11 protein-coding genes and 1 pseudogene are annotated in these 12,166 nt (G+C 37.1%); 6 read left to right on the top strand and 6 right to left on the bottom strand.

Annotated features, from left to right (window positions below):
* Positions 1 to 556: 556 nt before the first annotated feature.
* Positions 557 to 1,798 carry a hypothetical protein gene (locus H6G41_RS30535; protein WP_190751647.1) on the bottom strand — a complete coding sequence of 414 codons (1,242 nt, stop codon included), beginning with the start codon at positions 1,796 to 1,798 and terminating at the stop codon, positions 557 to 559.
* Between the two features lie 381 nt (positions 1,799 to 2,179).
* Here H6G41_RS30535 and H6G41_RS30530 point away from each other — a divergent pair, with 381 nt between their 5' ends.
* From H6G41_RS30530 to H6G41_RS30510, 5 genes are all read left to right on the top strand, one after another.
* Positions 2,180 to 2,371, top strand: coding sequence for a hypothetical protein (locus tag H6G41_RS30530; RefSeq protein ID WP_190751645.1), 192 nt, complete (start codon positions 2,180 to 2,182; stop codon positions 2,369 to 2,371).
* 37 nt (positions 2,372 to 2,408) lie between these two features.
* Entirely contained in the window at positions 2,409 to 2,621 is a 213-nt protein-coding gene (locus H6G41_RS30525) for a hypothetical protein (protein ID WP_190751643.1), read from the top strand.
* 476 nt (positions 2,622 to 3,097) lie between these two features.
* Positions 3,098 to 3,595, top strand: coding sequence for a hypothetical protein (locus tag H6G41_RS30520; RefSeq protein ID WP_190751640.1), 498 nt, complete (start codon positions 3,098 to 3,100; stop codon positions 3,593 to 3,595).
* A 19-nt stretch (positions 3,596 to 3,614) separates the two neighbouring features.
* A complete protein-coding gene (locus tag H6G41_RS30515; protein ID WP_190751638.1) occupies positions 3,615 to 4,397 on the top strand; it encodes a DUF3110 domain-containing protein in 783 nt (260 codons plus the stop codon).
* Between the two features lie 606 nt (positions 4,398 to 5,003).
* Positions 5,004 to 5,501 (top strand): hypothetical protein, encoded by a 498-nt coding sequence (locus tag H6G41_RS30510; RefSeq protein ID WP_190751636.1) that lies wholly within the window; start codon positions 5,004 to 5,006, stop codon positions 5,499 to 5,501.
* Positions 5,502 to 6,427: 926 nt separating this feature from the next.
* Here H6G41_RS30510 and H6G41_RS30505 read toward each other — a convergent pair.
* The 3 genes and pseudogenes from H6G41_RS30505 to H6G41_RS30495 all read right to left on the bottom strand — a co-directional run.
* Positions 6,428 to 7,531: a pentapeptide repeat-containing protein gene (locus tag H6G41_RS30505; RefSeq protein ID WP_190751635.1), complete on the bottom strand. Its 1,104-nt coding sequence runs from the start codon at positions 7,529 to 7,531 to the stop codon at positions 6,428 to 6,430.
* 226 nt (positions 7,532 to 7,757) lie between these two features.
* Positions 7,758 to 9,134, bottom strand: coding sequence for a toll/interleukin-1 receptor domain-containing protein (locus H6G41_RS30500; protein WP_190751633.1), 1,377 nt, complete (start codon positions 9,132 to 9,134; stop codon positions 7,758 to 7,760).
* 18 nt (positions 9,135 to 9,152) lie between these two features.
* Positions 9,153 to 9,374 (bottom strand): annotated as a pseudogene (locus tag H6G41_RS30495) (hypothetical protein); the annotation flags it as partial.
* 141 nt (positions 9,375 to 9,515) lie between these two features.
* Here H6G41_RS30495 and H6G41_RS30490 point away from each other — a divergent pair.
* Positions 9,516 to 10,496 (top strand): TIR domain-containing protein, encoded by a 981-nt coding sequence (locus H6G41_RS30490; RefSeq protein ID WP_190751631.1) that lies wholly within the window; start codon positions 9,516 to 9,518, stop codon positions 10,494 to 10,496.
* 47 nt (positions 10,497 to 10,543) lie between these two features.
* Here the strand turns inward: H6G41_RS30490 and H6G41_RS30485 are convergent, their stop codons facing one another.
* Both H6G41_RS30485 and H6G41_RS30480 read right to left on the bottom strand, forming a co-directional pair.
* Entirely contained in the window at positions 10,544 to 11,125 is a 582-nt protein-coding gene (locus H6G41_RS30485) for a site-specific integrase (RefSeq protein WP_190751629.1), read from the bottom strand.
* Between the two features lie 416 nt (positions 11,126 to 11,541).
* The gene (locus H6G41_RS30480; RefSeq protein WP_190751627.1) at positions 11,542 to 11,916 is read right to left on the bottom strand and encodes a hypothetical protein; all 375 of its coding nucleotides are present in this window, start codon (positions 11,914 to 11,916) and stop codon (positions 11,542 to 11,544) included.
* Positions 11,917 to 12,166: the final 250 nt, after the last annotated feature.

The following is a 12,166-nucleotide window of genomic DNA, read 5'->3' as shown; positions in this document are numbered from 1 at the left end:
GGTAGTGAGCCGAGATATGAGTAAAAACCTGCAAGATGGTCTGGAAACTCCTGTTATATATAGGGTTCAGGCATTTTTAAGTAAAATTGACTCTAGAGCGCAAATATAAGGTATATATTGCTACTTTACTTGGAGTATTTATTAATTTTGTTTACAGGTTTTATAGCAAGGACGATGAATATCTTTCGCAGTCAATTGTCTGAAACTCTTATAAGTAAAGGATTATAGCCCAAAGCATGAGCCTCCTACCACAGAGTATTTATTATTCTTTGTGGTAGGCGAAAAGCAATTATTGACCCTCAGACTGCAAGTATCTTCTCTCAAAATCCTACTTTCGCATCAAAAACGCTCAAAGTTATATACAGCAAGGCTTTTCAGACCATCTTGCAGGTTTTTACTTGTATCTCGGCTCAATACCGATATGAGTGAAACGACAGGGTAAAGTATTATGTAAGCCTTACATAATAAGCGTTTCACGATTTTATGATCTCTTGAGACAGTGATATGTAGGCGATCGGGGAAACCGTGTTTAACGAATCACACTTGTGAACTGCAATCATAAATGCCCATTTTCTAATCTTGCTATCACTGACTCAAGAGTTGGTTGAAGAGATTTATCAAATAATTCTTGTTGACTTTTACAAAATTCATTCTTTATATATTGAAGTTGTCCATCTAATCCAATATCAGAACCTTTACCATCTCTTATTATTCTGTAATACTTACTAATCTCATTTAGTGTATATTCCCTAAATTGTTTTTTTACTTCTGAATCATCAAAGAAAAATTTCCCTAAACGATATAAAGAAAAGCTTATTAAAGCAACATTTAAGATTGGTATAGCCAATCCAACAGCATGACCAACTCCATGTCCAACAGCATGACCAACTCCATGTCCAACAGCATGACCAACTCCATGTCCAACAGCATGACCAACTCCATGTCCAGCAGCATGACCAACTCCATGTCCAGCAGCATGACCAACTCCATGAGCAGCAGCATCAGTTGTAGTGTCAGCTAAAGCATCAGAAGGAAAAAACCCTAGCAGAGCAGCACAAGATACAGCAACATAGCCGCCAAGATGATCAACTTTTACTGATTTTGTAGTTGAAGACAATATCTTATGTATAGATTGTTTTTCGTCTACTTCTAGTTTATAGAAATTGAAATCCGGTTCTGAGATTCTTAGTCTTTGACAATTATTTTTTAAATTAAGTAATATTTGTGAAAAATTATTCTCTAAATTTTTTTCTATATAATAAAATTGTTCTCCTAATTTTTTCAGTTCTTTTTGAAACTCAGTTGTTTGTTTTTCTAAAATAGGTTGTAATTTATATTTGTTAAATTCTTCAAGCTTTTCTTTTTTTCCAAAACCAGCTAAATTAGTTTCTTCTAATTCTTTTAAAAAATTTTCTTTCGTTGAACATTCAAAATAATTTGACATTACTTTTACTTGTTCAATTAGTCTATCAATGTCATTATTGTAACGATTGAGCGCATTCATCTTTTGAGTTTCTACTTGACGTAAAAGTTGTTCAATTTTTTCATTTTGAGAATCTATTTTGGGGATTTGAGAATCTATTTTGGGGATTTGAGAATCTATTTTGGGGATTTGAGAATCTATCTTCTTATCTTTTTTTGTTTTATTTATTTGAAATAATTTGTATATTAAAAAGAACGAGCAAACAAGGATAGATGTAGAACTTACATACATAGTTATGTTATCTACTTTGTTAACAGTGGTGGTATTACTTGGTTGAATTTGAGAAGCTTGATAGTTAGTTTGTGCAATTAACATGATCTATCCTTCTAGTTATTATTTTTAACAATATTCGGGAAAATTTCTGAAGATTGGTGAAAGGAATGACTTTAAGTAGAACGGTGTAGATATTCGTAATTGAGATAAAGCAGGAGGCAAAAGACAAGAGGGGATAGGGTTTTAGCCTTATCTATAGCTATCTACACGTGATGAATGGACTGCACATACAAAACTATTCCCGAAGTACCCATTTTAACTTGTCCAACCATTTGGAACAAGTTAAAAGTGAGTAGATTTTGTCAATATATCTTAGAGCATAAATAAATCTACATAACCCTGTTATCTCTTAACTTGCACATTTTTCTGATATTTCTCAAAGTCCTACTGTATAAGGGTTTGACAATGTGCAAATTGAGAGTTATGTCACTTTTGGAAAACAATAATCGAAGCGAAATTCTCAACCTTTTATTGAATCAAGCTTTAAGCCTTTATTTACTAACAGAAACTAGAATTTATAGCCAAAACCCAGAAATTAAAGCTCCAGAAGCTTTACAGGGATTGGCTTCTACTAAAGTGACACAAACGTATTTTTTCACTGTCATACAAAAGTAACACTGCTACACTAAGATCATGCAGTGGAATTTACAGTATGACTTCACCTCAATTTAGTATTAGAATTCCGCCAAAGCTTGAGCAGAGGCTAATGGGTTATGCCAAACAGAATGGTATGACAAAGACAAAAGTGATGATTGATGCCTTAGCTCACTACCTTGGTTGTGCGGAGGATGTGCCACTGACACGCAGAGTTAGTGAACTAGAAGAAGGCCTAGATATAGCGAAGCTGTCACCAGGGGCAAGATAGACTGAAAACTCTTACTATATATAAGTTTCAGCGATGTTTGAGTAAAATTGACACTCTTGGACAAAACTTGGGTATCCATAGCTACAAAAACCAGAGTATTTATTAACTTTATTTACAGGTTTTACAGCTAGGGCAATGATCATCTTTAGGCGTGAATTGACTGAAACTATTTGACATCAAGGTTTGTAGCCCAATCCAAAGACTCCAACCAAACAGTATTATTAATTCTCTTTGGTAGGCGAAAATCAATTATGGGGTGAAAAGTACCAGTGCTTTCATGCAGAAATTCTAATTTGATGTCAAAAATGCTATAGCGTAGATATAGCAATAGTTTCCAGCTATCTTGCCCCTCATAACAGCTTCGCTATATCTACCCCAAGAAAGAGTATCAGCATTAGAGGCTAAGAGAACAGGCAAGTAAAAAGTGTGCTTTTACTTACTACTAAAGAATTAACATTTAACAGTACGACAGACTCATGCCTAAATCTGACCCAGCAAAAATAAAAAAAGTAGCTTTCAGCCTACCCTTCGGTATTGGCTCAGTAGAATGGGAAGCAGACCCAACAGAACGTAGGGCAGCATGGTCACTTTATGTTGAACTTGTAACCCGCATTGCTGTCCAGCCTTTGGAAGCAGATAACGGACTTTTGCGAGAAGCTTTGACATCTTTGTACAACTTGTTTCCCGTAACCCGGCAAGTTCTCAAAGAAGGCGGCCCAGATGTAGGTGCATCTCATGATTCAGTTGGTGGGATAGCGATCGCTGTACTGAATAATGGGTTGCGCCCACTCCTCTCTAAGTGGCATCCACTATTGCAAACATGGGAGGCTCAGAAACTGCCTCACAAAAGTCCGAAAGAGCATGAGCGAAATTGGTCTGAGGAACCGAAATTACGGGAAGAATTGGAATTGCTGAGGAAGGATTTGGAACAGTATGCGAATGCGTTAGCGGTAATTGCTGGTGTAAAGGAATAATAAAAGGAACCTTTGAAAAATGAATCAACCGCTATTTGATGTATTTCTCGCTCACAATAGTTTAGATAAACCTTTAGTTAAAGAAATTGCTAAATTGCTTAAACTGCGTGGTTTAAAACCGTGGTTAGACGAAGAACAAATTCCCCCAGGACGTTCATTTCAAGATGAGATACAACAAGCAATTCCAATTGTTAAAACTGCTGCTGTATTTATTGGTTATCAGGGATTAGGACGTTGGCAGAATTGGGAATTAAAAGTATTTATATCACAGTGCGTTGAAAATAAAATTCCTGTAATTCCTGTTTTGTTACCCGGTGTTAGTAACTTGCCTGAAAATTTGGTATTTTTGAAAGAATTCAGATGGATAAATTTTTTAACACAAACTAATGAGGAGGAGGCATTAGATTTGCTAGAGTGGGGTATAACTGGGCAAAAGCCACAGAGAAATTTACAATTAAATAATAAAAAGCCAGGGCAAGTGCCGACAGAAAAATCTATAAGTATTAATACATTTTTATACGTTCTAATTTATAATAATGGAACTCAAAACGAAGGAATTCATACTATTACATTTCAAGGACGCAATAAGATATTGATATTTGAGTCTTGTGAAAATGCTTACAGATTTGCATTGAAGTTGATAAACCAAAAATTTCCTTTTCAGCCAACAGTAGAAGTCATCAACTTTGATGATATTGTAAAGTTTTGTATAAAGAACGATTATGATTATGAGGTAATTAAGGCAGGAAGTTCCATAGGACCACCAACAGCCCACGCATCAACATTAAATTGGCAGCCTTAGTTGCTTGAATAGCCTGCACTTCAATACACAAATTGTCCTTCAGAACTTCCAAAAAATAAAATAATAGCTAAACTTTCAACGGTAGACAGGTCTGGGATTGCACTCAGAAATAATCAATTTACGGTCGCGTCTCTCCAGTCAATTATCAAAAACCCTGCTGCAAATCTAGAAGGGCTATTCCCTATCTAGGGAATAACATTTCCACCTATTACGGAGTTTCGCAACCTCTAAAACTCTTGTATCATCAAAGGTTAGAGCCTCTACATTAAAGAAAAAAATTGCTCTACTTGGCGAATAAACGGAATGGTTTTTCGGGGTAGAGGAGTTAGTGTGGAGTGTTGTAGTGCCAAACTCTCGGCGGCTACCCTGATTGATGCCAAAACTGCTGCAAGAAGTCAAATTTCTCCAAATTAATTAATTTTTATCGCTTTTTAATGTTAAGCAATATTTCGCCAACAGTGTCAGCCAAGACACATTTTGCCGCCACGTAAAGCTTGGAAGGCTTGCTATGAAGGAGTTACAGAAATAAAATTGCTCTTTTCATCAAATTTACCAAGATCCCAAATGGATTCTATAAAATATGATCTTTAACGGTGCAACAAACTCATGCCTAAATCTGATCCAGCAAAAATCAAAAAAGTAGCTTTCAGCCTACCCTTCGGTATTGGCTCAGTAGAATGGGAAGCCGATCCAACAGAACGTAGAGCAGCTTGGTCACTGTACGTTGAACTTGTAACCCGTATCGCTGTTCAGCCTTTGGAAGCTGACACAGGACTTTTGCGAGAAGCTTTAACATCTTTGTACAATTTATTCCCTGTAACTCGGCAAGTTCTCAAAGAAGGTGGACCAGATGTAGGAGCCACCCATGATTCAGTTGGTGGAATTGCGATCGCAGTGTTAAACAATGGGTTGCGTCCTTTCCTCTCTAAGTGGCATCCATTATTGCAGACATGGGAAGCACAGCGTCCACCCCACCTTAGTCCGAAAGAACATGAGGGCAATTGGTCTGAGGAACCCAAGTTGCGGAGTGAACTCGAATTGCTGAGGAAGGATTTGGACCAGTATGCGAATGCGTTAGCGGTAATTGCTGGTGTCAAGGAATAACAGGAGAAGCTTCTAAATGACCTATATTTACCCTCAGTTTGATGTCTTCCTCTGCCATAATAGCGAAGATGGCTTAGTTTTATCAACGGAAAATTTTTGGTCGTTAAGGCTAGGAAGCCTATAGGACAGGGCTTTTAGGATTCATCTGTTTTCTAGTCCTATGCTCATTTATGAACGTTTAACTGTCCCAAATTTAACTGTTAATGGGACAGTAGATGCTAGGAAGGCTTGATTTTACGTTGATGCAACTTACTCACTTAAGTTGCTCCAATCACCGAAAATGGGACAGTTGCTCTTAGCGACCGTTTTTTCCCCGATGTTATACAAAGGCGAAATAGGCTGCTGCCTCTACGCACAACTGTGATTTGAAACAAAAAATGAGATTTTAACTCATGATATGCTTCAGAAATAAGTATCCAGTTTATAGTTCACTTTTAATATTCGAGTTTTTTTACTCATAATGATTATCGTTTAGGGGATAAAAAGACTGATACGAGAAACGTTCGTATCAATCTTTCAGCTTGATTATCATTATTATTCAGCTACTGTTTGAGTAGGCAATCGCCCAACAACAGAGCGATCGCTTGGACAATGAAATATTTTATTTTTACTCAGATATCTACTAAAACAAAAGTTTTGAAGCATAACATGGGCATTTGAACCATATTTTGAATTGAAAGTTTAAGTTAGAGCAATTTTGTCAGGAATTTTTTGTGCAAGTTTTATCCAATTGTGTTTTTTAAACTCATTCTCTAGTTATGATTCATAATTTCAACTCTCACCCATAATTTGATTCAAAGTTTTAATTTGTGATTAGCGTGAAAGCCTGAATTTTCGTTAACTTTTTTCTAATTTATGGATCAAAATTTTTCTCACATTATGATTCAAAGCATAACAACTTTCACGTCGCGCATCTCGGCTCAATATCATTCTTGCCCTCTAAGTGCTTCCTTGCGTTTTCGTTCTAATAAATCTTGTGCCATACTCTCAGCAGGATAGAGAACCTTTTGTTCAAAGTTCTGCATTAAATGCTCAATATCTTCATAATAAAAATCATCAAGAATCGAACGATGGTTAACTCTAAGATTACCTGGAGTTACAGCAATATTTTCTATCCCCTTCATACATAGTGGTTGAATCGGCACTGAAACAGTTCTTGCAATATGAGGTACTTCTTCAAGCACAATTTTAGGCTCAGTAAAATCAGCAATAACAAATTTTGATATATGAGCTAAGGTGGAAACTGTTTCTATAAAATCATGAGAATCTGGCTTAGTAAAATCAAATATAATTGGTACATATCCTAGTTCACGTAACTTATTACGGATCGCTTGTAAAATTTCTAGCCGCTCTGGTGTAAATCTTCCTAATATTAATACTGCTTTTTTAGCAACCGTATCAATAACATCTCGAATTTCTTTATTATTAATTAATAAGTAGATAAACTGAGCAAGTTTCAAATTATCAACTGTAACAGTTGGCTCATCAGGACGAGTAATAATCAAATTAGACTGACTACGAGGATTACCTTTTAAATTCCAAACTGAAATTCCGTAAATTTTGCAATCATCAATATTGGCTTTTTCAATATTAGTTTCTACTACTCTAGCACCCATTAAGTCTACTTGAGCTAAATTAGCTTCATAAAAGTTAGCCCTGTAAATGTGTGCTGCATTCAAACTAGCACCACACAAGTCTGCTTTAGTAAAATTAGTTTCAGCTAAATCTGTATTACCAAGGTTAGCTCCACATATATATGCACCAGTTAGATTAGAACCATCTAATTTTGATTCATAAAAATCTGCTCCTCTAAGATTAGTATTGCTTAAATTAGCTAGAGTTAATTGTGCTTTCCTGAAATTAGTCTCGCTAAAATCTATACCGCTTAGGTTCTTAAAGTTGAGATTTAAACTTGATAAATTCACTCTAGAAAGATTAATGTTAAGGTTTGAATTATTACTACGCCAGTTATTCCAAATCAAAAAATGTGTTTTTAAAATTGCAATAATCTTTTTATTCGTCCAATTCATAAGCATTCAATATTACACATAGTAATCACTTATCTTAGAACTAATTCGTAAGCAAAAGCTTAAGCTACCAATCGCTTGCTCATAATCCAATTTTTCTACTTGCTACCCTTAAACAAAAAGTTATTACTCTCTAGGAGCGAAAATTGAAGAGCTAGCAAGAAAACGAAAGCAGTTAGAAGAATTTTTTTGGATGACAGTTAAGAAGCCTTGATTCTTGGTTTATAGTTTAATTTTTCAGAATGCAATTACCTTTAATCTCAATAACAGCAGGTTCTGGATTACTGTAGTCTAGCTTCCTTTGCCCACGAAACTGAATAGATATTATATTATTTTTAAGTAAAGTAAGTTTTAGAACGAATATATGTTCGACTATTCGTCTTCTTTTTAAATGGTAAACTGCCGCGAGACGTGCATGAGTTAAGAAAAGCTGTGGTTCATTTTTCATTTTCATCCATAAATCAAGAAAAACACATTTTTCTACTTGCTCAGAATTATCATAACCTTTAATCAAGGAATTAAGCATTGAATAATCGTTACTGTTTGGGTTAGTAGGAGGTAGTTCATTGAGTAATAGAAAACGAGCGCGTAACTCAGCAATTTTATCTGCACTATAACCATTAATCATCATGTCTATCATGCTGTTTCCTTGTGCCTGCTGGTTTGGATTTAGGGTAATGACGAAGGTAGTTCTACCTTTTATAGATTTTGTGATAACACTTGTTACCTGCATCGTTGCCGCTTCATTTTGGTATGCGAAAAGAATTTGCTTTTTGTAATATTGTTGTTCTGGTTGCAGATTACGTAAGGCAGCTTCTTGTTCTGGAGTAGTAGGCGAAATGTGGATTATGACACTTAGATCAGCTTGAGTATCAACAGATTTAGTTAAGAATAACTTGTTATCTAGTAAAACCCATGCACCTGAACTGCTAATACTTTTACTGGCAATAGTTTGACTTGATTTTTGTCGCCTAACTACTGAAGTAAGTGGTAATTTTAAACTAGTATTTATAGTGGATGATACTTTACTATCTTTGGTTTTAGAAGTAGTCAGACTCTGTTTTGATATTAAATCAGACTCTGTTTTTTTAATACAATTTATATCTTTTTGTTTTGAAGTTAATGCTTTTTGGGATTTGTTAAGTAAGGTGGTTTTTTTATTTGGCTTTGTTGACTTCCTTATCTGTTTTTGTTGTCTTATAGCTGATTTAAACTTTTCCCACTCTTGCTTGTTATCACTCCCATTTACAAAATTTACCCATCGGTGTTCTTTCAAAAATACTAATTCTGAAGGAAATTCACTGACATTCGGTAACAAGACAGGAATCACTATAATGCCTTTTTCAACACACTGAGTATACAAACTTCTTAATTCTACTTTCTGCCATCTTCCTAATCCATGTTTACCAATAAAGAAAGCAGCAGCTTTGATTCGTGGAATTACTTTTTGAATTTCTTCTTGAATAATTTGCCCTGGTAAAATTGCTTCCTCATCTAGCCACGGCTTCAAACGGCTTCTTCTAAGTTTTTTGGCAATATTTCTTACAAAAATTTTATCTTTACTATTGTGAGCTAAAAAAACATCAAATTCTGGCTGGTCATTCATTCTATCTAATTCTTTTAGTTACCGTTCCACTCCAACAATCTCTGCCAACGCAAAAGCGTATTGCTCTAAATCACTTCTGAGTTTTTCAAGTTCTTCTCGGAGTTTGGGTTCTTCAGACCAATTGTGCTCATGTTCTCTAGGACTTAGGTGCGGAGGACGCTGGGCTTCCCAGGTTTGTAACAGTGGATGCCACTTAGCAAGAAAAGGGCGAAGACCATTATTCAGCACTGCTATAGGGATATAAAGATGTCGTATTTAATCTTTTTGGGCATTAAACTCCAATCTGTTACTACTTGTCACTTACTATACTAGATTTTGAGCAGTATGCGAATGCGTTGGCGGTAATTGCTGGTATCAAGGAATAACAGGAGAAGCTTTTAAATGACCTATATTCAACCTCAGTTTGGTGTCTTCCTCTGCCATAACAGTGAAGATAAACCACAACTACGAATTATTGCTGAATGCTTGAAGAACAAGGGAATACATCCGTGGTTTGATGAGTGGGAGTTGCGACCCGGAGTCCGTTGGCAACAAGTTTTACAAGAGCAGATTTCTCAGATTGAGGCGGCAGCAGTTTTTGTTGGTAGCAACGGACTTGGTCCTTGGCAACAGCAAGAGCTTGAGGCATTTTTAGTGATATTTGCAGAGAATAATAAACCTCTGATTCCAGTGCTGCTACCTGATGCTCCTCAAAAGCCAGAGTTACCTCTTTTCCTTCGTGGGCGAATGTGGGTTGATTTTCGACAAAGCCATCCCGAACCAATAGGTCAGTTGATTTGGGGAATTACTGGGAATCGACCAACTTATGAGGAAGGTTTATCTTTAGAGGCTGTGTCTGGACTAATTCTGCCAAATCAGCCTGATACTGAGGATACTAGCGAGCTGGAAAAATTAGAGATCTTGCTGTCAGCACAAAAATGGCAAGAAGCGGATGAGCAAACTAGGAAAATCGTTTTGAAGAACAACCAGAATAATCCTCTGACAGCTTCCAAAATTAGACAACTTTCTTTAAATTTACTCGACAGCATTGACCAACTCTGGGTAGCCTACAGCGATGAAAACTTTGGGCTGAGAATTCAGTCGCAGCTATGGCAAAAAATTCTGGAGCCAGAGAAACCACGCTTTAAACTCTTCGCTAAGAAGGTGGAACCAATAACGGACTCACAAGCATGGACTCGATTTGGATGCTTAGTTGGCTGGCGTGGCGATGATGAGAAACTGTTGCCAGATGTAAAGCTTGATTTCTCAATAAAAGCTCCTTCAGGTTGTTTTCCTAGAACTCGGTTGTGGTTGCATGGTGGGCACGGAAACACAGTGAAACAGTTTGTAGCTTTGATGGAGCGAGTTGCACAATTAGAGTGAGACTGCTGTTCATGCCAGATAGCTCTGGCGAACTACACCAATAGAATTCAAAAATTCAACATAGAAATAGCATTTTCCTTCTGCTGGTCAGTGACACCTAAATAATGCTCTAGGGCAGACAAAGATCGATGCCCACTGATTGACTGAATGTGGCGCAGAGGAATCCCAGAATCACTCATCCAGGTCAACGCTGTCCTTCTAAACGAATGCGTAGATATTCCCCGCTCATCCAAATCCACTCGACGCAGTGCCTCCCTGAGAATCCGGTCAGCACTAGCTTTATGGATATGCCCCAGACCATGCCTACCTGGGAATAAATGAGGATTTCTTCCCTTAAGCTCCTGACTGTATTCTTCTAAAAATTCCTTGAGCTTGGCATGTACCTGAATTTCTCTAGTATCTTGCCCCCCTTTAGTGTTGTATGCCCTGATGATCAGCTTGGGACGAACCCCCCTGGCACCGATGACATCTCCGCGCTGCAAAGTACAGCTCTCGTTGATTCGGGCAGCAGCATAAAGGCAGACACCAAATAAAGCGCGATCGCGGGGCTTAACAAAGCCTTCGCTAAATAGTAAGGTGATTTCATGTGGATGAAGAATTTCTGCCTTGCCAAAGCGATTGATTTTCATGACCCAGATGCTACGCTCACTAATTCATAATTGATAACGTAACTGCCCCAAAGGTTAATTTACCGTGAAAAGTACACTTGCTCTGCCGAGCAGTTAATAATGCTTATCAATCGCGCTGTCTGTAATCCTGATTCTGCCGTTGATTCATAAGTTTTGCTTAATTAGGCAGTTTTTAGGCAGTTTTTAGTGTCTCTACCAGGTTCAAAGACAAGCAAATGAATTGTGAGACTTTGTAAGACAGTAAGACACTTTTGCGGCGATTTCTCTCTGTGCGATCGCGAAGCAAAAATGGATCTGAGCGCATTTTTGATATCAATCTTGATATCAATTGGATTGGGGTAATCTCCGAATAGGTCATAAAAAAAGTGGTCACTGACCACCTAATAAATGATTGCTTTACTGCATTAGATCGAGTTTTATTGGCTGCTTGCTATGCCCCAGATAGCCGTAATCGCTGCACCAATTGCTAAGACTAAAGGAACCCAAGGACTACCACTAAGCATTAAGGGAATAGATATGAAACCTAGTGCCAGTATCACGGCTACAGGTTTGCCCCCGTATTTTAAAATTGGTGCGGCGATTTCTATCCAGCGTTTAACCGGATTCTCTGCCACTGTTTCCAAAGGATCATCCAGTACCATTTTAGCCAATACTTCTAAGGTACTTTCAGCTTCCTCGAAAGGTACTAACGGGTTAACAGTGGAACCATGAGTATTTAGACTAGCTAAAATCTCAGGATCAAAAGATTCTGGTTCAGGGTTGCTGTTGCTAAAACCATTTTTTTGTGTCATTATAAGATTACCAGTCTTATAACTGGGTGAAAAATTTATTTACCCCTGATGTGCGTCGGCAAAACATTCATCAGGAGTTAGACATATAGAAAGACCCTCTTTGTAAGCGTGACCTCGGAAATCACAAAAATCAAGAGGGTCTTTCGCTATGTTTAATAACGTAGCAAATTCTTAGTAATTTGTAAATACAATTTTCCCATTTAATAATAACATATATTTAAGCAGAATTTTCACCCTATTGATAGATATG

The organism is Tolypothrix sp. FACHB-123 (assembly GCF_014697075.1).
Classification (GTDB): Bacteria; Cyanobacteriota; Cyanobacteriia; order Cyanobacteriales; family Nostocaceae; genus Aulosira.
The sequence above is the reverse complement of the archived record's forward strand: the minus strand, read 5'-3'. Positions and strand labels throughout refer to the sequence as shown.